Annotated in this window: 18 protein-coding genes and 1 pseudogene; 13 read left to right on the top strand and 6 right to left on the bottom strand. The window is 51.6% G+C overall.

The window, feature by feature from the left end:
- Positions 1 to 139: 139 nt before the first annotated feature.
- From ndk to FOB24_RS18570, 10 genes are all read left to right on the top strand, one after another.
- Positions 140 to 571 carry a nucleoside-diphosphate kinase gene (gene ndk, locus FOB24_RS18615; RefSeq protein ID WP_003037710.1) on the top strand — a complete coding sequence of 144 codons (432 nt, stop codon included), beginning with the start codon at positions 140 to 142 and terminating at the stop codon, positions 569 to 571.
- Positions 572 to 821: 250 nt separating this feature from the next.
- Entirely contained in the window at positions 822 to 1988 is a 1167-nt protein-coding gene (locus tag FOB24_RS18610; protein WP_003037713.1) for a bifunctional tRNA (adenosine(37)-C2)-methyltransferase TrmG/ribosomal RNA large subunit methyltransferase RlmN, read from the top strand.
- Positions 1989 to 2273: 285 nt separating this feature from the next.
- Positions 2274 to 3272: a cytoskeleton protein RodZ gene (rodZ, locus tag FOB24_RS18605; RefSeq protein WP_150345300.1), complete on the top strand. Its 999-nt coding sequence runs from the start codon at positions 2274 to 2276 to the stop codon at positions 3270 to 3272.
- A 26-nt stretch (positions 3273 to 3298) separates the two neighbouring features.
- Positions 3299 to 4417, top strand: coding sequence for a flavodoxin-dependent (E)-4-hydroxy-3-methylbut-2-enyl-diphosphate synthase (ispG, locus tag FOB24_RS18600; RefSeq protein ID WP_016154000.1), 1119 nt, complete (start codon positions 3299 to 3301; stop codon positions 4415 to 4417).
- Between the two features lie 110 nt (positions 4418 to 4527).
- The gene (hisS, locus tag FOB24_RS18595) at positions 4528 to 5802 is read left to right on the top strand and encodes a histidine--tRNA ligase (RefSeq protein ID WP_069324459.1); all 1275 of its coding nucleotides are present in this window, start codon (positions 4528 to 4530) and stop codon (positions 5800 to 5802) included.
- Positions 5803 to 5815: 13 nt separating this feature from the next.
- The gene (locus FOB24_RS18590) at positions 5816 to 6436 is read left to right on the top strand and encodes a YfgM family protein (protein ID WP_038642608.1); all 621 of its coding nucleotides are present in this window, start codon (positions 5816 to 5818) and stop codon (positions 6434 to 6436) included.
- Positions 6437 to 6446: 10 nt separating this feature from the next.
- Positions 6447 to 7625: an outer membrane protein assembly factor BamB gene (gene bamB / locus FOB24_RS18585; protein ID WP_069324460.1), complete on the top strand. Its 1179-nt coding sequence runs from the start codon at positions 6447 to 6449 to the stop codon at positions 7623 to 7625.
- A 117-nt stretch (positions 7626 to 7742) separates the two neighbouring features.
- Positions 7743 to 9215: a ribosome biogenesis GTPase Der gene (gene der / locus FOB24_RS18580; RefSeq protein WP_150345299.1), complete on the top strand. Its 1473-nt coding sequence runs from the start codon at positions 7743 to 7745 to the stop codon at positions 9213 to 9215.
- A gap of 299 nt (positions 9216 to 9514) precedes the next feature.
- Entirely contained in the window at positions 9515 to 11056 is a 1542-nt protein-coding gene (locus FOB24_RS18575) for a peptide MFS transporter (protein WP_038642603.1), read from the top strand.
- A 139-nt stretch (positions 11057 to 11195) separates the two neighbouring features.
- Positions 11196 to 11411: a zinc ribbon domain-containing protein gene (locus FOB24_RS18570; RefSeq protein WP_074458516.1), complete on the top strand. Its 216-nt coding sequence runs from the start codon at positions 11196 to 11198 to the stop codon at positions 11409 to 11411.
- Here FOB24_RS18570 and xseA read toward each other — a convergent pair.
- Positions 11408 to 12781, bottom strand: coding sequence for an exodeoxyribonuclease VII large subunit (xseA, locus tag FOB24_RS18565; RefSeq protein WP_085049327.1), 1374 nt, complete (start codon positions 12779 to 12781; stop codon positions 11408 to 11410). The two genes, FOB24_RS18570 and xseA, sit on opposite strands and share 4 nt — an antisense overlap.
- Before the next feature lie 160 nt (positions 12782 to 12941).
- Here xseA and guaB point away from each other — a divergent pair, with 160 nt between their 5' ends.
- Together guaB and guaA are read left to right on the top strand one after the other, a co-directional pair.
- Positions 12942 to 14408 (top strand): IMP dehydrogenase, encoded by a 1467-nt coding sequence (gene guaB / locus FOB24_RS18560; RefSeq protein WP_038642597.1) that lies wholly within the window; start codon positions 12942 to 12944, stop codon positions 14406 to 14408.
- Positions 14409 to 14477: 69 nt separating this feature from the next.
- Entirely contained in the window at positions 14478 to 16055 is a 1578-nt protein-coding gene (guaA, locus tag FOB24_RS18555; RefSeq protein ID WP_038642595.1) for a glutamine-hydrolyzing GMP synthase, read from the top strand.
- 429 nt (positions 16056 to 16484) lie between these two features.
- On the opposite strand, the gene FOB24_RS18550 is transcribed toward guaA, so the two are convergent.
- From FOB24_RS18550 to FOB24_RS18535, 4 genes and pseudogenes are all read right to left on the bottom strand, one after another.
- Positions 16485 to 17639: a hypothetical protein gene (locus tag FOB24_RS18550; protein WP_150345298.1), complete on the bottom strand. Its 1155-nt coding sequence runs from the start codon at positions 17637 to 17639 to the stop codon at positions 16485 to 16487.
- A 33-nt stretch (positions 17640 to 17672) separates the two neighbouring features.
- A complete protein-coding gene (locus tag FOB24_RS18545; RefSeq protein ID WP_085049260.1) occupies positions 17673 to 18341 on the bottom strand; it encodes a hypothetical protein in 669 nt (222 codons plus the stop codon).
- Positions 18342 to 18577: 236 nt separating this feature from the next.
- Positions 18578 to 18826: pseudogene (locus FOB24_RS18540) on the bottom strand (mechanosensitive ion channel domain-containing protein); the annotation flags it as partial.
- Between the two features lie 432 nt (positions 18827 to 19258).
- Positions 19259 to 19462, bottom strand: coding sequence for a YfgG family protein (locus tag FOB24_RS18535; RefSeq protein ID WP_071888163.1), 204 nt, complete (start codon positions 19460 to 19462; stop codon positions 19259 to 19261).
- 347 nt (positions 19463 to 19809) lie between these two features.
- Between FOB24_RS18535 and FOB24_RS18530 the strand changes: the two genes are divergently transcribed.
- A complete protein-coding gene (locus tag FOB24_RS18530; protein ID WP_150345297.1) occupies positions 19810 to 22080 on the top strand; it encodes a bifunctional diguanylate cyclase/phosphodiesterase in 2271 nt (756 codons plus the stop codon).
- Here the strand turns inward: FOB24_RS18530 and ppx are convergent.
- Complete coding sequence (ppx, locus tag FOB24_RS18525) at positions 22060 to 23601, bottom strand: exopolyphosphatase (RefSeq protein ID WP_038642590.1); 1542 nt, start codon at positions 23599 to 23601, stop codon at positions 22060 to 22062. The two genes, FOB24_RS18530 and ppx, sit on opposite strands and share 21 nt — an antisense overlap.

Below are 23601 nucleotides of genomic sequence, written 5' to 3'. Positions count from 1 at the left end.
GAGTATTTGTTGCTAAAACTCATCTTATTTTAAAGAAATGTTACCTTCATCAATAGTCAATTGCCGGGATGCTCTTTATAATCCGCGCCAGGTCGTACATCTATATAGACAACAACAGAACATATTACAGAGGTTATCAATGGCTATTGAACGTACTTTTTCCATCATTAAACCAAACGCGGTGGCAAAAAACGTTATTGGGAGCATCTTTGCGCGCTTTGAAGCTGCAGGGTTCAAGATTGTAGGGACTAAAATGCTGCACCTGACCGTTGAGCAGGCGCGTGGCTTTTATGCTGAGCACGACGGCAAACCGTTCTTTGACGGTCTGGTTGAATTCATGACCTCCGGTCCGATCGTTGTTTCCGTTCTGGAAAGCGAAAACGCCGTACAGCGTCATCGCGATCTGCTGGGCGCTACCAACCCGGCGAACGCGCTGGCCGGAACCCTGCGTGCCGACTACGCTGACAGCTTCACCGAAAACGGGACTCACGGTTCTGATTCCGTTGAATCTGCCGCTCGCGAAATCGCCTATTTCTTCGGTGAGGGCGAGGTTTGCCCGCGTACGCGCTAATAAGCTCGTCCTGTAGGCCGGATAAGCGTTTGCGCATCCGGCTCTGCTTTGCCTGATGGCGACGCGAGGCGTCTTATCAGGCCTACGTTCTTTCTTTACATATTATTTTCGCTAATGCTTCGTGCAAACGTGGCATCCCTGCGCCAGACTTTGTACAATGCAACGCCCCGGAAGAGCAGACCGCTTGCCGGGGCGTTTCTTTTTAACCCTCCACGGGCCACAACGTGTAACAACGAGGCCGGAAAAAATTATGTCTGAATTAGTTAACACCTCTGAAGTCGTCATTCCTGCGGTTCCAAATAAAAATGGAAAAATTAACCTGCTGGATCTGAACCGTCAGCAAATGCGCGAATTCTTCAAAGAAATGGGCGAAAAGCCGTTTCGTGCCGATCAGGTCATGAAGTGGATGTACCACTATTGCAGCGACAACTTTGATGACATGACTGACATCAATAAGGTGCTGCGTAACAAGCTGAAAGAAGTCGCTGAAATTCGCGCCCCGGAAGTGGTGGAAGAGCAGCGTTCCTCTGATGGCACGATCAAATGGGCTATCGCGGTTGGCGATCAGCGCGTTGAAACCGTTTATATTCCGGAAGACGATCGCGCGACCCTGTGTGTTTCTTCACAGGTTGGTTGTGCATTAGAGTGTAAATTCTGCTCTACGGCGCAACAGGGATTTAACCGTAACCTGCGAGTGTCGGAAATCATTGGTCAGGTTTGGCGTGCGGCGAAAATCGTCGGCGCGGTAAAAGCAACGGGTGTTCGTCCTATCACCAACGTGGTGATGATGGGGATGGGCGAGCCGTTGCTCAACCTGACTAACGTGGTGCCGGCGATGGAAATCATGCTGGATGACTTCGGTTTCGGGCTGTCCAAGCGTCGCGTTACGCTTTCCACCTCAGGGGTTGTACCTGCGTTGGATAAGCTGGGCGATATGATTGACGTTGCGCTGGCGATCTCTCTGCATGCGCCGAACGATGAAATTCGTGACGAAATTGTGCCTATCAACAAAAAGTACAATATCGAAACGTTCCTCGGGGCAGTGCGTCGTTATCTGGAAAAATCCAACGCCAACCAGGGTCGTGTGACCATTGAGTATGTCATGTTGGATCACATTAATGACGGTACCGAACACGCGCATCAACTGGCTGAACTGCTGAAAGATACGCCGTGTAAGATCAACCTGATCCCGTGGAACCCGTTCCCTGGCGCACCGTATGGTCGTAGCTCTAACAGCCGTATCGATCGTTTCTCCAAAGTGTTGATGAGCTATGGTTTCACCACCATCGTGCGTAAAACACGTGGCGATGACATCGATGCAGCCTGCGGCCAATTGGCAGGCGACGTTATCGACCGTACCAAGCGTACTCTGCGCAAGCGTATGCAGGGTGATGCTATCGACATCAAAACCGTTTGATGTCGAGCGCACTACGGTATAATTCTTGTACCGTAGTGCAATGTAAGCCAGGTGAGGTTCTTTGGTTGTTGTCGTCAGGTCAATAATAACGGTGCGTTTTTGTCGACTTTAAGGCAGTATGTAACGGCGCAACAAGAGTTTAGCCCTCAGGTTTACGCTTTTTTGTCATTGGTAGTCTGACCGTTTTATACTGTCTGACGAAGGTTAACTGACCAGATGTTTCGCGGTGTGGGTGAGCATTGTGACTCGCCGGCGCCAGAACCCAAATTTACGCAGCTGTAGCGAATGAATACTGAAGCCACGCACGACAAAAATGAAGCACTCTCCACCGGCGTTCGTCTGCGCAATGCCCGTGAACAACTCGGATTCAGCCAACAGGCAGTCGCGGAACGACTGTGCCTGAAGGTCTCCACGGTACGCGATATTGAAGAAGATAAGGCACCAGCCGATCTCGCTTCAACATTCCTGCGTGGGTACATCCGTTCTTATGCGCGTCTGGTGCATATTCCTGAAGAAGAACTGTTGCCAGGGCTGGAAAAACAGGCTCCAGTTCGCCCTGCTAAAGTCGCGCCGATGCAGAGCTTCTCGCTCGGTAAGCGTCGTAAAAAGCGCGATGGCTGGTTAATGACCTTCACCTGGCTGGTGCTGTTTGTCGTTGTCGGACTGACAGGCGCCTGGTGGTGGCAGAACCACAAAGCGCAGCAGGAAGAGATCAGCACCATGGCCGATCAATCTTCTGCTGAGCTGAATGCCGGTAAAGACAGCGCGCAGAATGTACCGTTAGATACCAGCGCCGCAGCAGGTCAGGAGACGACGCCGACTGCAGATGATGGCGCAGTGGCGGACGCCGCGCCATCGACGGATGCTCCGGCAACCCCGGCGCCAGCCGCGGATGCGCAACAGAATGCTGTTGTGGCACCGTCTCAGGCCAATGTGGATACCGCAACCGCAGCGCCAACAGCGCCAACAAATGCGGCCCCGCTGCCGACTGACCAGGCGGGTGTAAGTACCCCAGCAGCCGATCCTAACGCACTGGTAATGAACTTTACCGCCGATTGCTGGTTGGAAGTAACCGATGCGACCGGTAAAAAATTGTTCAGCGGTATGCAGCGTAAAGACGGTAATCTGAATTTGACCGGTCAGGCGCCGTACAAACTGAAAATTGGCGCTCCGGCGGCAGTGCAGATTCAGTTCCAGGGTAAACCTGTCGATCTGAGTCGTTTTATCAGAACTAACCAGGTTGCACGTCTGACCGTTAATGCCGAACAATCACCGGCTCAGTAACAGACGGCAATGCGGGAGATTTTTTAATGCATAACCAGGCTCCAATTCAACGTAGAAAATCGACACGCATTTACGTTGGGAACGTGCCGATCGGCGATGGCGCGCCCATCGCCGTACAGTCTATGACCAATACGCGCACCACTGACGTGGAAGCGACGGTTAATCAGATCAAAGCGCTGGAACGCGTAGGCGCAGATATTGTTCGTGTCTCTGTACCGACAATGGATGCTGCAGAAGCGTTCAAGCTTATCAAACAGCAGGTTAATGTCCCGCTGGTTGCCGATATTCACTTCGACTACCGTATCGCGCTGAAAGTGGCGGAATACGGCGTTGACTGTCTGCGTATCAACCCAGGCAATATCGGTAATGAAGAGCGCATCCGTATGGTAGTAGACTGCGCTCGTGATAAAAATATTCCTATCCGCATCGGCGTAAACGCCGGATCGCTGGAAAAAGATCTGCAGGAAAAATACGGTGAACCGACGCCGCAGGCGCTGCTGGAATCCGCTATGCGTCATGTGGATCACCTCGATCGTTTGAACTTCGATCAATTCAAAGTCAGCGTTAAAGCCTCTGACGTTTTCCTCGCCGTAGAATCCTATCGCCTGCTGGCGAAACAGATCGATCAACCGCTGCATCTGGGGATCACCGAAGCCGGTGGCGCACGTAGCGGGGCGGTGAAATCCGCGATCGGTTTAGGATTGCTGCTATCAGAAGGGATCGGCGATACGCTGCGTGTTTCTCTGGCTGCCGATCCGGTGGAAGAGATCAAAGTGGGCTTCGATATTTTGAAATCGCTGCGCATTCGCGCGCGCGGGATCAATTTCATCGCTTGTCCAACCTGCTCACGTCAGGAATTCGACGTTATCGGTACGGTTAACGCGTTGGAGCAACGCCTGGAAGATATCATTACGCCAATGGATGTTTCGATCATCGGCTGTGTGGTAAACGGTCCTGGCGAAGCGCTGGTTTCTACGTTGGGCGTGACGGGCGGTAACAAGAAAAGCGGCCTGTACGAAGACGGTGTGCGTAAGGACCGACTCGACAACGACGATATGATCACACAGCTTGAAGCCCGTATTCGCGCTAAAGCGAGTATCCTGGACGAAGCGCGCCGTATCGACGTGCAGCAGCTTGAAAAATAACAACGTGATGGGAAGCGGCGTGCTTCCCGTGTATGATTGAACCCGCATGGCGCCCGCATTGTTCGGGTTAGCGCTGAGGGTTCATTTTTATATTCATAAAGAGAATAAACGTGGCAAAAAACATTCAAGCCATTCGCGGCATGAACGATTATCTGCCTGGCGAAACCGCCATCTGGCAGCGCATTGAAGGCACACTCAAAAACGTGCTCGGTAGCTACGGTTACAGTGAAATCCGCTTGCCGATTGTAGAGCAGACCCCGTTATTCAAACGCGCGATCGGTGAAGTTACCGACGTGGTTGAAAAAGAGATGTATACCTTTGAGGACAGAAATGGCGACAGCCTGACTCTGCGTCCTGAAGGGACTGCGGGCTGCGTACGCGCCGGCATTGAACATGGTCTCCTGTACAATCAGGAACAGCGTCTGTGGTATATCGGGCCGATGTTCCGCCACGAACGTCCGCAGAAAGGACGCTATCGTCAGTTCCATCAGTTGGGTGTCGAAGTGTTTGGCCTGCAGGGCCCGGACATTGATGCTGAACTGATTATGCTGACCGCTCGCTGGTGGCGCGCGCTGGGTATTTCTCAACATGTTAGCCTGGAGCTGAACTCAATTGGTTCGCTTGAAGCCCGCGCTAACTACCGTGATGCGCTGGTCGCCTATCTGGAACAGCATAAAGAGAAACTGGACGAAGACTGCAAGCGTCGCATGTACACCAACCCGCTGCGCGTGCTTGACTCCAAAAACCCAGAAGTGCAGGCGCTACTCAACGACGCACCTGCGCTGGGTGATTATCTCGATGACGACTCTCGCGAGCATTTCGCGGGTCTGTGCAAACTACTGGAATCCGCAGGGATTGCCTACACCGTTAATCAGCGTCTGGTTCGTGGTCTTGATTACTACAACCGCACCGTATTTGAGTGGGTTACCAGCAGTCTGGGCTCGCAGGGCACCGTGTGTGCCGGTGGTCGTTACGACGGTCTGGTAGAGCAACTGGGCGGTCGTGCAACGCCAGCTGTGGGCTTCGCCATGGGCCTGGAACGCCTTGTTTTGTTAGTTCAGGCAGTGAATCCGGAATTTATTGCCTCCCCTGTTGTCGATATATACCTGGTTGCTTCAGGCACAGACACACAGTCGGCGGCAATGCGGCTTGCGGAACGTCTGCGTGATGAAGTTCCTGGTGTGAAACTGATGACCAACCACGGCGGCGGCAACTTTAAGAAACAGTTTGCCCGTGCCGATAAGTGGGGCGCCCGCGTTGCACTGGTACTGGGTGAGTCCGAAGTGGCTGACGGTACTGTTGTAGTGAAGGATTTGCGCTCTGGTGAGCAAACGGCAGTAGCGCAGGATGGCGTTGCCGCGCATTTGCGCACTCTACTGGGCTAAGGAGAAGGACAGCGTGGAAATTTACGAGAACGAACACGACCAGGTTGATGCGGTAAAACGCTTCTTTGCCGAAAACGGCAAAGCGCTGGCGGTTGGGATAATTTTAGGGGTTGGCGCACTGGTTGGCTGGCGTTATTGGACCAGCCATCAGACGGAGTCCGCACGCTCTGCTTCTCTGGCATACCAAAATACGGTGACCGCGGTTAGCGCGGGTAAAGCGGATAGCATTCCTGCGGCAGAGAAATTTGCAGCAGAGAATAAAAATACCTACGGCGCGTTAGCTTCACTGGAACTTGCGCAGCAGTTTGTTGACCAAAATGAACTTGAGAAAGCCGCAAGCCAGCTGCAACAAGGCCTGGCTGCAACCAGCGATGAGAATCTCAAAGCGGTGATTAACCTGCGTCTGGCTCGTGTTCAGGTTCAGCTTAAACAGGCTGATACCGCGCTGAAAACACTCGATACTATTAAAGGTGAAGGGTGGACGGCCATTGTTGCCGATCTGCGCGGTGAAGCGTTGCTGAGCAAGGGCGACAAACAAGGTGCGCGTAGCGCATGGGAAGCGGGTGTGAAAAGCGATGCCTCTCCTGCTCTGAGCGAAATGATGCAGATGAAAATCAATAATTTGTCCATCTGAGAGGGACCCGATGCAATTGCGTAAATTACTTCTGCCAGGGCTGCTTTCCGTTACCCTATTGAGCGGCTGTTCACTGTTTAGTGGCGAAGAAGATGTCGTTAAGATGTCCCCATTACCGGTGGTTGAAAACCAGTTTACTCCGTCTACGGACTGGAGCACTTCCGTGGGCAACGGTATTGGTGATTTCTATTCCAATCTTCATCCTGCGCTGGCGGATAACGTTGTCTATGCAGCCGATCGCGCAGGTGTCGTGAAAGCGTTGAACGCAGACGACGGTAAAGAAGTGTGGTCTGTTAATCTGGGTGAGAAAGACGGTTGGTTCTCCCGTGCATCTGCACAGCTTTCTGGCGGCGTAACCGTGTCCGGTGGTCATGTTTACATTGGCAGTGAAAAAGCGCAGGTGTATGCGTTGAATACCAGCGACGGTACCACCGCATGGCAAACGAAAGTTGCCGGTGAAGCGCTGTCCCGGCCGGTTGTGAGCGATGGCATGGTATTAATCCACACCAGCAACGGTCAATTGCAGGCGTTGAACGAAGCTGACGGCGCCATCAAGTGGACCGTTAACCTCGACATGCCATCCCTGTCTCTGCGTGGCGAATCTGCCCCTGCGACGGCCTTTGGCGCAGCAATTGTTGGTGGTGATAACGGTCGCGTAAGCGCCGTGCTGATGCAACAGGGCCAGATGATTTGGCAGCAACGTATTTCTCAGGCGACAGGCCCAACGGAAATCGATCGTCTGAGTGACGTTGATACCACCCCGGTTATCGTCAATGGCGTTGTTTACGCGCTGGCTTATAATGGTAACCTGACCGCGCTGGATCTGCGCAGTGGCCAGATTATGTGGAAACGTGAACTGGGCTCGGTGAATGATTTCATCGTCGACGGAAACCGTATCTATCTGGTCGATCAGAACGACCGCATACTGGCGCTGACCACCGACGGCGGCGTGACGCTGTGGACGCAAAGCGATCTGTTGCACCGTCTGCTGACGTCTCCGGCATTGTATAACGGCAATTTGGTTGTGGGCGATAGCGAAGGCTACCTGCACTGGATTAACGTTGAAGATGGTCGCTTTGTTGCCCAGCAGAAAGTCGACAGCTCCGGTTTCCTGACCGAGCCAGTCTCTGCGGATGGTAAACTGCTGATCCAGGCGAAAGACGGTACGCTGTACTCCATTACGCGTTAATCGTCCTGGCCGCTCGCTTTGAAAAACGGCTCCTGGTGCAGGGGCCGTTTTACTGTTTTTAACAACGGCACAAAAATGTGCGCGTTGTCTGATGATTTTTTAAATGAGGCTTTAAACATGGTACCTGTGGTCGCGCTTGTCGGGCGCCCTAACGTTGGCAAATCCACGTTATTTAACCGTCTAACTCGCACCCGAGATGCGCTGGTTGCGGATTTCCCGGGTCTGACTCGTGACCGTAAGTACGGTCGTGCGGAAATTGAAGGCCGCGAGTTTATCTGTATTGATACCGGCGGTATTGATGGTACGGAAGACGGTGTTGAAACCCGCATGGCTGAACAGTCTCTGTTGGCTATCGAAGAAGCGGACGTTGTACTGTTTATGGTGGATGCGCGTGCTGGCCTGATGCCAGCGGATGAAGCCATTGCTAAACATCTGCGTTCACGCCAGAAACCGACGTTCCTGGTGGCCAACAAAACGGACGGACTGGATCCCGATCAGGCGGTTGTTGATTTCTACTCGCTGGGTCTGGGTGAAATTTATCCGATTGCTGCCTCCCATGGTCGCGGCGTTCTCAGCCTGCTGGAGCATGTTCTGCTGCCGTGGATGGATGACGTTGCGCCGCAGGAAGAAGTCGATGAAGATGCGGAATATTGGGCGCAACTGGAAGCCAAAGAAAACGGTGAAGAAGAGCCTGAAGACGACTTCAACCCGCAGGATCTGCCGATCAAGCTGGCGATTGTCGGGCGTCCGAACGTAGGTAAGTCCACACTGACTAACCGTATTCTCGGCGAAGACCGCGTGGTGGTTTACGACATGCCAGGGACCACGCGTGACAGCATTTATATTCCGATGCAACGCGACGACCGTGAATATGTGCTGATCGACACCGCTGGCGTGCGTAAGCGCGGGAAAATTACCGAAGCGGTAGAAAAATTCTCAGTCATCAAAACGCTGCAGGCGATTGAAGATGCCAACGTGGTCATGCTGGTGATTGATGCGCGGGAAGGTATTTCCGATCAGGACCTGTCGCTGCTGGGCTTTATCCTCAATAGTGGGCGCTCACTTGTTATTGTCGTCAACAAATGGGACGGCCTGACGCAGGAAGTGAAAGAGCAGGTCAAGGAAACGCTGGACTTCCGTCTGGGCTTTATTGATTTTGCGCGCGTACACTTTATCTCTGCGCTGCACGGTAGCGGTGTCGGTAATCTGTTTGAATCGGTCCGCGAAGCGTACGACAGCGCCACCCGTCGCGTTAGTACCGCGATGCTGACGCGTATCATGACCATGGCGGTAGAAGATCATCAGCCGCCGCTGGTACGTGGTCGTCGCGTGAAGCTGAAATATGCCCATGCCGGTGGTTATAACCCGCCGATCGTGGTGATTCATGGCAATCAGGTGAAAGATCTGCCGGATTCATATAAGCGCTATCTGATGAACTACTTCCGCAAAACTCTGGACGTGATGGGGACTCCGATCCGCATTCAGTTCAAAGAAGGGGAAAACCCGTTTGCGAATAAACGTAATACACTGACGCCGACCCAGATGCGTAAACGTAAACGTTTGATTAAGCACATTAAAAAAAGCAAATAATCGTTGCTGATGTTGATAAAAACCCGCGCTTGTCGCGGGTTTTTTTTCGGTATTCCATCGCCAGCTTCTGACCGTGCGATGTCAATCACTATTCGTTTTTTACCAAGTTTAAATCTAAGAAAGTAGACATTTGTCGAGTTTTCATCTTAAAGTCCGGGGGTTGGTACTAGACAAAACTAGTCTTAGGTTATCAAATGGTTAAATAACTTTTCGCCGCATGTAAAAAATCGGTCAGATACGTAACTGGCTGGCGTACATGCGGTGTATACACGCACGACGACATAACTTTCGGGAGAATTATGCAATCCTCTGTTAATCAAAAAGAAAGCCGAACTTTCTTCGGCCATCCTTATCCGCTCGGCTCGCTGTTCTTCACAGAGATGTGGGAGCGTTTCTCGTTTTATGGCATTCGCCCATTACTGATCCTGTTTATGGCGGCTACCGTCTATGACGGCGGCATGGGGCTGGCGCGTGAAAACGCCTCGGCGATTGTGGGTATTTTTGCCGGTACGATGTATCTCGCCGCGCTGCCTGGTGGTTGGCTGGCGGATAACTGGCTCGGCCAACAGAAAGCCGTATGGTACGGTTCCATCCTGATTGCGCTTGGTCATCTGTCGATTGCGCTTTCGGCCATTATGGGTAATAACCTGTTCTTTATCGGCCTGATGTTTATCGTGCTCGGTTCCGGTCTGTTTAAGACCTGTATTTCGGTCATGGTTGGCACATTGTATAAAAAAGGCGATGCGCGTCGTGATGGCGGTTTCTCGCTGTTTTACATGGGCATCAATATGGGGTCATTCATCGCCCCCTTGATCTCCGGTTGGTTGATTAAAACCCATGGCTGGCATTGGGGCTTTGGTATCGGTGGTATCGGGATGCTGGTGGCGTTAATCATCTTCCGTGTGTTTGCCGTTCCGTCGATGAAACGCTACGACAGCGAAGTGGGACTGGACTCGACCTGGAACAGCCCGGTAGTGAAGCGTAACGGTGTGGGCGCATGGCTACTCGCGCTGGCTGTCGGTGTGGCGATTATCGTTACGCTGATTGCGCAGGGCGTGATTGTGATTAATCCGGTCGCGGTTGCCAGCATACTGGTGTACGTGATTGCCGCCTCTGTTGCGCTCTACTTTATCTACCTGTTCATCTTTGCCGGCCTGAATCGCAAAGAGCGCGCCAGACTGCTGGTTTGCTTTATCCTGCTGGTTTCCGCCGCATTCTTCTGGTCGGCGTTTGAGCAAAAACCCACCTCGTTCAACCTGTTCGCCAACGACTACACTAACCGTATGATCGGTGATTTTGAAATTCCGGCGGTCTGGTTCCAGTCGATAAACGCCCTGTTTATCATCCTGCTGGCGCCGGTATTTAGTTGGGCGTGGCCGAAGCTGGCGAGTATGAACATTCGCCCGAGCAGCATCACTAAGTTCGTTATCGGTATTTTGTGTGCGGCGGCAGGCTTTGGCCTGATGATGCTGGCGGCGCAAAACGTTCTCAGCAACGGCGGGGCGGGCGTTTCTCCATTCTGGCTGGTAGGCAGTATCCTGATGCTGACGCTTGGCGAGTTGTGTCTGAGCCCGATCGGTCTGGCGACCATGACGCTGCTGGCACCGGAAAGAATGCGTGGGCAAATGATGGGCCTGTGGTTTTGTGCCAGTGCGCTGGGTAACCTGGCCGCAGGTCTGATTGGCGGTCATGTGAAGGCTGACCAACTGGATATGCTGCCGGATCTCTTCGCTCGCTGCTCGATTGCGCTGCTGATCTGCGCCGCGATCCTGATTGTCCTTATTGTTCCCATTCGTCGCATGCTGGAAAATACGCAAACTAAACCGGCAACCAGCGCCTGATAACACCTCGATTATGCCGGGGCAGAAACTATGCCCCGGTCATTCAATTGATGAGGTATGACGTTTTGTTGGACCTGGGCGACATTTAGCGCAGCGTGTTAAACTCAACGCAAGAATCGATCCCTGTACTGGAGTTGCAATGTCTATCATTTGTCCGGATTGCCACGCTGAACTGGAGCCACAAAACGGTGCGGCGCGCTGTGAGAGTTGCCAAAAAGATTTTCAACTGGAAGCACGTTGCCCAGAGTGCCATCAACCACTCGAAGTACTCAAGGCTTGTGGCGCGGTGGATTATTTCTGTCAGCATGGCCATGGGCTGATTTCGAAAAAACGCGTGGAGTATGTGCCGGTTTAAACCGGCTTTTTCTTCCGCGTTTTTTTCGCCGCCGTTACGCCCCTCACTTCGCTTTCCACCCAGCCATCTGCTAGTCGGGTGGTGATGACATCGCCTGCGCTGACCTGTTTGATCTGTTTCAGTACGCCGCCGCCCGTGGTGGTAGAAACGCTGTAGCCGCGCGCCAGCGTCGCCAGCGGACTGACCGCTTCGAGATGAGTAACCGCGTTGCCGAAACGCTCTCGCTGTTCGCTTATACGTGTGCGTACATTCTCCATCAGACGATATTCCAACTGCTGAATACGGGCTTGTGCGCGATAAATGCGGGGCTGTGGATTTTGTTGATTCAGTCGCTGCAGCATACGTTGCTGGCGCTGATTCGCCTGCTTTATTTGGTTTTCCAGCGCGCTGCTCATGCGCTGACGCAGCCGTTCCAGAGAAGTTTGCTGGCGCGCCAGACGCAACTGCGGGTGCTGCTGCTGGAGGCGGTGGAAAAGCTGCGTGAAACGACGGGTGCGGTTGGCGAGGTAGTAATCCATCGCCATGCCCAGACGCTGCTGGGCAGATTGCACCTGACGCAGCAGCTCTTGCTGGTTACGGCTGACGATTTCCGCCGCCGCCGACGGCGTCGGCGCGCGCAGGTCGCCGACAAAATCGGCGATCGTGACGTCGGTTTCGTGGCCGACGGCGCTAACCACTGGAATGCGGCTGGCAAATATTGCGCGCGCCACGCGTTCGTCGTTAAAACTCCATAAATCTTCCAGCGAGCCGCCGCCGCGCCCGACGATTAACACGTCGCACTCGCCGCGCGCGTTTGCCAGTTCAATGGCGCGAACGATTTGCCCCGGCGCGTCGTCGCCCTGTACCGCGGTAGGGTAGATAACTACCGGCAGCGACGGATCGCGGCGTTTAAGAACGTGGAGAATATCGTGCAGCGCCGCGCCGGTTTTCGAGGTAATCACTCCGACACAGTGGGCCGGGGAGGGCAGCGGTTGCTTATATTGCTGATCGAACAACCCTTCCGCCTGCAGTTTGGCTTTCAGCTGTTCATACTTCTGCTGTAATAGCCCTTCGCCCGCGGGCTGCATGCTCTCAACAATTATCTGGTAATCGCCGCGCGGTTCGTACAGCGTGATGTTGGCGCGTACCAGTACCTGCTGACCGTGCTGCGGACGGAACGTCACCCGGCGGTTGCTGTTGCGGAACATCGCGCAGCGCACCTGGGCGTTATCGTCTTTTAAGGTGAAGTACCAGTGGCCGGAAGAGGGCTGGGTGAAATTCGATATTTCGCCGCTGATCCACACTTGTCCCATCTCCTGCTCAAGCAGCAGACGAACCGTCTGATTCAGGCGGCTTACGGTAAAAATTGAGGCGGTCTGAGAGGATAACATGTGAGCGGGATCAAATTCTAAATCAGCAGGTTATTCAGTCGAAAGTAACATGCTCACAGAGGAGCGCAAGGTTTTTTTGCAAAAAAGTGTGGATGCAATCGGTTACGCTCTGTATAATGCCGCGGCAATATTTAATAACCTCCCAGGTGAGATATTGCCCATGCTACGTATCGCAAAAGAAGCCCTGACGTTTGACGACGTCCTCCTCGTTCCCGCTCATTCTACCGTTCTGCCGAACACGGCTGACCTTAGCACTCAGCTGACCAAAACGATTCGCCTGAACATTCCTATGCTCTCCGCAGCAATGGATACCGTGACGGAAGCGCGCCTGGCTATTGCCCTGGCACAGGAAGGCGGCATCGGTTTTATCCACAAGAACATGTCTATCGAGCGCCAGGCTGAAGAAGTCCGCCGCGTGAAAAAACACGAATCTGGCGTGGTAACCGACCCGCAGACAGTGCTGCCAACCACCACCCTGCGTGAAGTGAAAGAACTGACTGAACGTAACGGTTTTGCGGGTTACCCGGTAGTGACTGAAGACAACGAACTGGTTGGCATCATCACCGGTCGTGACGTGCGCTTTGTGACTGACCTGAACCAGCCGGTTAGCGTATACATGACGCCGAAAGAGCGCCTGGTGACCGTTCGTGAAGGTGAAGCGCGTGATGTCGTGCTGGCCAAAATGCACGAGAAGCGCGTTGAGAAAGCGCTGGTTGTTGATGACAGCTTCCACCTGCTCGGCATGATCACCGTTAAAGATTTCCAGAAAGCAGAACGTAAACCGAACTCATGTAAAGACGAGCATGGTCGTCTGCGTGTCGGCGCGGCTGTAGGCGCAGGTGCAGGTAACGAAGAACGTGTTGACGCGCTGGTTGCTGCCGGCGTTGACGTACTGTTGATCGATTCCTCTCACGGTCACTCTGAAGGCGTGCTGCAACGTATCCGTGAAACCCGTGCTAAATATCCTGACCTGCAAATCATCGGCGGTAACGTCGCCACTGGCGCTGGCGCTCGCGCACTCGCCGAAGCTGGTTGCAGCGCGGTGAAAGTCGGTATCGGCCCTGGCTCCATCTGTACTACCCGTATCGTCACTGGCGTGGGCGTTCCGCAGATCACTGCCGTTTCTGACGCGGTTGAAGCGCTGGAAGGTACCGGTATTCCAGTTATCGCCGACGGCGGTATCCGTTTCTCCGGCGACATCGCTAAAGCGATTGCCGCTGGCGCCGCTGCCGTCATGGTTGGCTCTATGCTGGCGGGTACCGAAGAGTCTCCGGGCGAAATCGAACTGTATCAGGGCCGTTCTTACAAATCCTACCGCGGTATGGGCTCCCTGGGCGCGATGTCCAAAGGTTCCTCCGACCGTTACTTCCAGAGCGACAACGCCGCTGACAAACTGGTGCCGGAAGGTATCGAAGGCCGCGTAGCGTATAAAGGCCGCCTGAAAGAGATCATTCACCAGCAGATGGGTGGCTTGCGTTCCTGTATGGGTCTGACCGGTTGTGGTACCATCGACCTGCTGCGTACGAAGGCTGAATTCGTGCGTATCAGCGGTGCGGGTATCCAGGAAAGCCACGTTCACGACGTGACCATTACCAAAGAGTCCCCGAACTACCGCTTGGGCTCCTGATAAGTTTCCGCGCCCGGTTTTAAACCGGGCGTTTTGTTATTGTTTCACTTGCCTCGGAATTATCGTCAAATGACAGACAATATTCATAAACATCGCATTCTCATCCTCGATTTCGGATCGCAGTACACCCAACTGGTTGCACGTCGCGTACGTGAACTGGGCGTCTACTGTGAACTGTGGGCATGGGATGTTACTGAAGCACAAATCCGTGAGTTCAACCCGAGCGGCATCATCCTCTCCGGTGGCCCGGAAAGCACCACCGAAGCAAACAGCCCGCGTGCGCCTGAGTATGTCTTCAACGCCGGTGTGCCGGTCTTCGGCGTCTGCTACGGTATGCAGACCATGGCAATGCAGTTGGGCGGCCACGTTGAAGGTTCTAACGAGCGTGAATTCGGCTACGCCCAGGTTGAGGTACAGACCGACAGCGCGCTGATTCGCGGTATCGAAGATTCTCTGACCGCCGACGGCAAACCGCTGCTCGACGTATGGATGAGTCACGGCGACAAAGTAACCGCGATCCCGGAAGGTTTCGTCACCGTTGCCAGCACCGAGACCTGCCCGTTCGCCATTATGGCGCACGAAGAAAAACGCTTCTACGGCGTGCAGTTCCACCCGGAAGTAACCCACACCCGTCAGGGTATGCGCATGCTGGAGCGTTTCGTACGCGATATCTGCCAGTGTGAAGCGCTGTGGACTCCGGCGAAAATCATCGACGATGCCGTTGTCCGTATTCGCGAGCAGGTTGGCGACGACAAAGTGATCCTCGGTCTTTCCGGCGGCGTGGATTCTTCCGTCACCGCGATGCTGCTGCACCGCGCAATCGGTAAAAACCTGACCTGCGTGTTCGTAGACAACGGTCTGCTGCGTCTTAACGAAGCCCAGCAGGTGATGGACATGTTCGGCGACCACTTTGGTCTGAACATTGTTCACGTGGAAGGCGAATCGCGCTTCCTGGAAGCGCTGAAAGGCGAGAACGATCCGGAAGCTAAACGTAAGATCATCGGCCGTGTGTTCGTTGAAGTATTCGACGAAGAAGCGCTGAAGCTGGAAGATGTGAAGTGGCTGGCGCAGGGGACTATCTATCCTGACGTAATCGAATCTGCCGCTTCCGCGACCGGTAAAGCACACGTCATCAAATCTCACCACAACGTGGGCGGCCTGCCGAAAGAGATGAAGATGGGGCTGGTTGAGCCGCTGCGTGAGCTGTTCAAAGACGAAGTGCGCAAAATCGGTCTGGAATTGGGCCTGCCGTACGACATGCTCTACCGTCACCCGTTCCCGGGCCCAGGTCTCGGCGTTCGTGTGCTGGGTGAAGTGAAGAAAGAGTACTGCGACCTGCTGCGTCGTGCGGACGCTATCTTCATTGAAGAGCTGCACAAAGCTGACCTGTACAACAAAGTCAGCCAGGCGTTTACCGTGTTCCTGCCGGTACGTTCCGTTGGCGTGATGGGCGATGGCCGTAAATATGACTGGGTTGTCTCTCTGCGCGCGGTCGAAACTATCGACTTTATGACCGCACACTGGGCGCACCTGCCGTATGACTTCTTAGGCCGCGTCTCTAACCGCATCATCAACGAAGTGAACGGCATTTCTCGCGTGGTGTATGACATTAGCGGTAAGCCGCCAGCCACGATTGAGTGGGAATAAGCCGATAACCTTTCCTGAGTTTTCATGAACAGGTAAAAATGCAATCAACCCTCTGTTTTTACAGGGGGTTTTTATTTGTGTACATTCATGAGTTTTCTATGCGGCGCACAGTTCCTGACGGTAAATTTGACGTAATCGTCGAACCAGGTCGAGTCATAAAGAAAATCATTTAATAATAATGAATATCCATATTGATTACTTCGGGGACTCTATGTCCTGCTTATTACTAAAACTGGATATATTCTTTGCGGAATTTACAGCGTATATTTCAAGTTGATCGTCATTAGAATGAGATTGCCAAATATCAATAATTTGTGGAAATCACAGCCAGCACGCCTTCACCCGCTTGGTTGGCGAGATGCCGCTGCTTCCAGCCGCGACATCTCGTATTGTATAGCCAATTCTGGACGGTTAGTTAGCGTCGGTGCGCTAACGCAAAAAGCGACCTCTCAGCACCTTATTATCCACAATCTCTAACAATACCTGCGGTGATTGGGCTGCCTGGATGCGTTCGCCGAGTTGTGTGAGTAAAACGTTATCAGTATTAAGCAGATTATCCGTTTGATTTAGCTTGCGTTCTACCTGTAAGGCATTTGCCTGGGTGCTGCTTGCTCGTTCAAATAACGGCTTCATCTTGCTGAGATGATGGGCGACTTTACGTTTTATTTTTTCCCATTGCTGAAATATGCCGTTGCTGGCATTCAGTTCTTTTAAATATACTTCGCTTGTCAGGACAAATTCTTGGTTGCCGTCATGCTTGATGAACAGGATGAGATTAGCCACCAACAAACATTGCATACCCGTCAGATACTCACGCTGCAACCGCTCCACATTGCTTATTTTCCGTTTGAGCGCTTCCCGGAGATCGTCAGATCCAAACCAACTGGTTGGTTCAAATTGTTCAATTTCTCGATATGCCTGAGTGATATCCTTTTCAAGATGCTTAACCTGCGAGCGTACTTCCTGCGCGCTTTTGGCCAGGTTGAGTAGTGACTCTTTGGTGATAATTTCATTACGGCTCAGTAATAAACCGATAATATTGAGATGTTCATGGAAAGCCTGGATCTTCGCGAGGCGCGATTGTTCAAGATGGCTTTTAATCGAATCGATCTTTTGTTCGATGACCCGCAGTCTCTCATTAATATCGGCAAGATGTTTTTGGGCCAGAAGTTGTGACGCGATATTAAAAACCAGGCTGGCATTGACCAGCGACTTCAGATTTTCAGCTTCGTTAAATCGGGCTTGCGCGCCAATTTTGTTGGTGTCTGGATTAAGTACCGCGCCGATTGCTCCGCTGCCATCTTTCGCCTGTATCAGTTGGCTGTATTCGAAAGAACAGGTCATTAATTGTGTCGCGTTACCTGCAACGGCAGTGGCGACGGTGGGTACGCTACTGAGCCAGTGGTTAAAGAGTGAAATGCTGCTGGGATCAAGTTCCGTCTGCGAGTCCTGTTGCGCAATATCTTGCCAGTATCCAGGCTGGCTGCGTATTTTCACCAGGGCATTATTTTGCGCGTCGACGATGTCCACCTCGAAGGCCGCTTCTTGCTCAGCTATCTGATTGTTGTTCGCTAAAGTTGACATAGGGTGAATTCTGCTGGGTTAGTTACGGTATTTTTACTGCGCTACTTTGGGCGAGTAAAGCATGTTGAGCATCGCGATATGGGCAATGAAAGGAATTGTTACCCGGTATGCCTCCCCAAGCGTTTGGTTAGCAAGGCCAATCGTACTGACGATAGCAGTGACGGGATGTAAGCGGAGTGCGGCAAATGCCGCTACGCTTGCCGCAGTTGACAGGCCGATAACAACCCCTTTATCGTTGATGCGCAGATTATCCTGCATCTTGAAAAAACCGGAGACAACTTTCGTTTCTGTGCAGCGCTCCCAACGTTCATGATCGGCTAATGACTGCCAGTCATCACCAAACAAACTTAGGACGATTTCCCGCTCTTTTGTGGCGTTATTTTTTTTCTTGCTGTCTTTGCCATTGAGCTTTTTATGAACATCGGTTAATAACTCAGAATAAGGCAACGGCTCACTGCGGAAAATATTAACGAGCGAGTGTCCGCCATATTCCTGCAATTCATGTAGCAGATGCCGCAGTCCATGCTCGCTGTAATCCCGTTCTGCCTTCTCTTCGAGTAGTAAGTCCTTAACGGACGATGATAATGCTACCCGGCCCTTGCCGTTGTCTGTCAGAACGTCGACCAGATAGTCAATGTGATTGAGGGAGGTTTTTTTCAGTAACGACAGGATATGTGGGTCACATTTGACCGGTTGTTCCATTTTTATGGATTCCTTCATCATGAATAACGCATAGAAAACGATAGAGAGTATTGTACAGATATGTTGGGGAGGGGGGGAGGTTGTTTTTTGTAGCCTGTAATGTGAGACCTGGAAACATGTAACGATGATGATATTTACGGTCTCCTTTTTAGCATTTAATTTTTAAATTTTATTTAAGAGTGGGTTTTTAAGCTATTAATCAACGCTAATGCGGCCCAGCAGAGGAAATACCCCCGGTCAGCGTATTTTAATCGACAATCGACCTGGTCGGTGCGGCGAAACGGGGGGCGAGAGCAGTTAACAATATTGTCAGCGATGATTTTGCCGTTAGGGATCACCACCTTTTTACTATCAGCGGTGAGTAGGGTGGTTGAGAAAAGATGCACTTTTTCAACTGTCCCGGTGACAGTGCCAATCTGCACGATTTCTTCGGCGCGGAAAGGTCGCAAGGAAACCAACAATACACCAGCGGTGATGTTGGATAGCATCGCTGTGCCCAGTGAGTCATTCAATACCGCTTCGAATTTTCGGGAATAATGTAAAACCCTGCATCGTATTACCTTGTTGAATATAAAAAGCCAAAATCTTATATATATGTAATTACATTTTAAATATTAATGTGTGCGTTATTTATATTAACTAATGCTATCGGTGAGTGACTATTTGAACTGTATTTACGTTTATTATCTCCAATACACAGAAACATAGTAACTCAGTGCGAATAGTGTGGTGACGAGGAGCGAAAATATTGCGCAATTGTACGGAAATCAAAAAATGATTTGCTGGGGTAGTATGCGGCATTATAAAAGTAGTGACGGGAGGGAACACAAATCCCTTACCGGATGGTTAACTGTCAGACGATTAGCCATCCGGTAAGGAATCTTGAGGGTCAGGACATCAACGCGGTCTGCGAGCGATTAACGTGGGGCTGTTTGTGCTGGGGAGGTCTGTTGCGGCAGGGTTAGCTGCTGAGATTCTTTTTTGTCCTGGTGGTGATGCCACGCACCAATGGCGGAGTAGACGAAGCGTCCGAAGAAGAAGAGGAAGCTGATAAGCAGTACGATCCGGATCATGCGACTGTTAAATCGGTGTCGTTTGCGTAGGCTGGTAACCTGGCTCACAAAAGGTTCCTTGTAGTGTACCCGACATGGGCGATACTCACATTAAGGCATACTGTGAGGGAATGGTCAATTCTTCGTTATGTAAAATTGCTTCAGTTGTTTTATCCCCTTATGTTATGGAAATTAATATGATTATTTGCGCGAATAATGAATTAACGATAAAAAATAATGAAAAGAGTAATAATTGATTAATGAGGGGCATTTTTTTTGATATGTATCAAACGTCGGCCTTTGCTGACAACTAGAATTGATGAATCAATATGATGTATTACTTTAACGATTTAAAGTCAGGTGGGATGCCTGTCTGAATACCCCCTACAGGATGTGTGGGATTCTACTGAGCATCTATGAAACTCAATAAAAAATATATTGGTATTAGAGATAGATGGTGGGCGTTACCTCTCATCTTGCCTTCTTTGCTGTTGCCTATATTGAGCACTGCCAACACCTATGCCCATATTAGTACGGGGACCGTAATACTTTTCTATCTGCCATTGGCGCTGATGATTAGTCTGATGCTCTTTTTTGGCTGGGCGGCATTGCCAGGAATTATCATTTCCATAATCGGGTATAAATATCCGCAGGTTGGACTATTTGAAACACTCTCAATAATTTCTCACTTTATAGTTACGCTAGTGCTTAGTTGGGGCGGGTATAAGGTATTCGTTCCCCGACGCAACAATGTTTCCCACGGCGATTCTCACCTGATGTTTCAGCGAATGTTCTGGCAGGTGTTCTGCCCGGCAACGCTGTTTCTGATTCTCTTCCAGTTTGCCGCCTTTGTGGGCGTCTATGAGAGCAAATCAGGCATGGTGGGCGTAATGCCCTTTAACACCGGCACGTTAATCAATTATCAGGCTATGCTGGCGGGGAATCTGGTTGGGGTACCACTGTGCTATCTTATTATTCGAACGATTCGCAATCCATTGCACCTGAGAGGCTATTTTTCTCAGTTAAAGCAGCAGTTTGACAGCAAAGTTACCAAAACAGAGCTTGCAGTCTGGTCGATTATATTGGCCGCATTTATGTCAATGTTGTGTATGCCGCTAAATGAACAAAGCTCAATATTTAGCACGAATTATACCTTGTCACTGTTACTGCCCGTTATGCTATGGGGCGCAATGCGTTACGGTTATAGATTTATTTCGTTGATATGGTCAGTCGTACTTATTACTGCAATTCATTATTATCAGCGCTATATGCCCTGGTATTCGGGCTATGATACCCAGCTTGCCATTACCTCATCGAGCTATCTGGTTTTCTCCTTTATAGTGAATTTCATTGCCGTACTGGCAACGCGCCAGCGGTTTGTTACCCGACGGAACCATCGTCTGGCATTCTTTGATCCAATGGTACATATTCCAAACTTGCGTGCGTTGAATCGGGATTTGAAAAAAGCGCCCTGGTCAGTGCTCTGCTTTTTGCGCGTGCCCGGCATGGAACTGCTGGTGAAAAATTACGGCATTATGCTGCGTATCCAGTACAAGCAAAAGCTCGCTCAGTGGATAACACCTCTGTTAGAACCGGATGAGCATGTCTATCAATTATCGGGTAATGATCTCGTTTTGCGTTTTAACACAGAGGCTCACCAGGAGCGCATTGAAGCCCTGGACAGGCATATTAAGCAATTCCGCTTTATCTGGGATGGCATGCCTTTACAGCCGCAGGTTGGCATCAGCTTTTGCTATGTTCGCGCTCCGGTTAACCACATTTATTTATTGCTCGGTGAGTTAAGCACCATTGCCGAAATATCTCTGGCGACCAATTCTCCAGAAAATATGCAGCGACGCGGCGTGATGCACTTGCAACGTGACCTGAAAGATAAGGTTGCGATGATGAACCGTCTGCAGCAGGCGCTGGAGCACAATCGCTTTTTCCTGATGGCGCAGCCGATCGCTGGCGTGCGTGGCGATGTCTATCATGAAATTCTGCTGCGACTTCATGGGGATGATGGTGAAACTATCGCTCCGGATAATTTCTTGCCGGTAGCGCACGAGTTTGGTTTGTCATCCAGCATCGACATGTGGGTGATTGAAAACACGCTGAAATTTATGGCGCGGAATCGGGAACAAATGCCTGCCCGTCGGTTTGCTATTAACTTATCACCTACATCGGTATGCCGTGCCCGGCTTCCGCATGACATCAATCAGTTACTGACGAAATACAAAGTTGAAGCCTGGCAACTCATCTTTGAGGTGACGGAAAGCAATGCCTTAACCAATGCGGAACAGGCACAGGCGACGTTACTACAGCTGCAATCTTTGGGCTGTCAGATTGCGATTGATGATTTTGGCACCGGATATGCCAGCTATGCGCGACTGAAAAATGTGAATGCCGATATCCTGAAAATTGACGGCAGTTTTATTCGTAATATCGTTTCGAACAGCCTCGATTACCAAATCGTGGCCTCCATTTGTCATCTGGCGCGGATGAAAAGAATGCTGGTGGTTGCGGAGTATGTCGAAAGCGAAGAAATACGCAGCGCGGTGATTTCGCTGGGAATTGATTACCTGCAGGGGTATTTGATTGGCAAACCGTTGCCGCTGCGCGAAACGCTGGAAGAGCAGGTGCCAGACGAGCCGGCACCTGTTGGGAGCTTATGCTGCGATATCGGGTGAGCTTTCTTCTTCAATTTTGAGACGCCAGCCGGTTACCGCTTCCCAGTATTGCTGCTCTTTTTCCAGATCGAGCAGTACCAGCGCATTTTGGCTGAACCAGTCATGTGGGAAGCGTAAGGTCCAGTGGTTGTCTTCGGTTAGCAGGGTTAGGGTCGGCGGCGTGGTTGTCGCCTGACGCTGATTATTCAGTAATACCCCCAGACGCAATAGCTGGATTAACGGCAGAAACTGTTTTTTCTTAAACAGCGTAAAGCGGGGTAAATCATCAAGTTTCACAGCTTTACGATGGTAACGAACTAATGTTGCCATCATCAGTTGCTGTTCCTGATTGAATCCCGGTAAATCGCTATTTTGTAGAATGTAAGCAGAATGGCGATGCAGGCCGCTATGGTTAATATTCAGCCCAACCTCATGCAGCATCGCAGCCCAGCGCAGTAACGCTTCCAACTGGGGATTGGCCAGTTTTGGCTGCTGAATATGCCACTGGTCATACATCTGCATGGTGGTTTCCAGCACACGCCGGGCTTGCTCACTGTCAATGTTGTACTGATTCGCCAGGCTGCTGGCGGTGCGGCTACGTACATCCTGATGGCGAAAACGGCCTTCCATCTCATACAGCACGCCTTCACGTAGCGCGCCATCGGACAGCCGAAGCTCGCGAATCGCCAGCGCATCAAAAACGCCGCACAAAATAGCAAGCCCAGGTACAAACACCGCTTTTCGTTCTTCTGACAGTCCCGGCAAACTGAGCGCATCGAATGACGCGTGCTTCAGCACTTCAGCGGTCAGTTTTTCCAGACGTTCGGGGGTGATAAAACCATCTTTCTCCCCCATCTCCAGCAGCACTTCGTGTGCCGCTTTAATGGTACCCGACGCGCCCAGCGCAACGTTCCAGCCCTGAATGCGAAACTGCCAGGTTAGCGTTTCAAGTTTTTGCGCTGCCGCCATGCGGGCGCGCTGGAAGTTTTCCCGACTGATAGCGCCGCCCGGGAAATACATCTGAGCAAAACTAACGCAGCCCATACGGCGGCTTTCGACCAGTTTGGGTTCGAAATCTTCGCCGATCACCAGTTCCGTTGAACCGCCGCCGATATCGATAACCAGCTTGCGGCCTTTTTCCGGCTGGGTGTGTTCAACGCCCATAAAAATCAGACGTGCTTCTTCATTGCCAGAAATAATCTCAATCGGGTAGGGGATGACTTTTTCTGCTCGCTTGAGAAAATCGGTCGCGTTCAGCGCCTGACGTAGAGTATGGGTTCCCACGATACATACGCTCGACGGGGGAAAACCTTGCAGTCGTTCGGCGAAAAGCGACAAACAGCTTAATCCGCGCTCCATTGCTTCTTCGCTCAGCTTGTTGTCTGCGCCGAGCCCATCCGCCAGATGTACGCGTTGTTTCAGTCGTCCGATGATTTGCATTGCACCATCAACCACGCGGGCAATGACCATATGAAAACTGTTTGAACCCAGGTCGACCGCAGCAAATTCCTGCGGTCGTGGTGACTTGTCGTGTATTGGCAT

It is taken from the genome of Citrobacter werkmanii (assembly GCF_008693645.1).
GTDB classification, from domain to species: Bacteria; Pseudomonadota; Gammaproteobacteria; order Enterobacterales; family Enterobacteriaceae; genus Citrobacter; species Citrobacter werkmanii.
The sequence above is the reverse complement of the archived record's forward strand: the minus strand, read 5'-3'. Positions and strand labels throughout refer to the sequence as shown.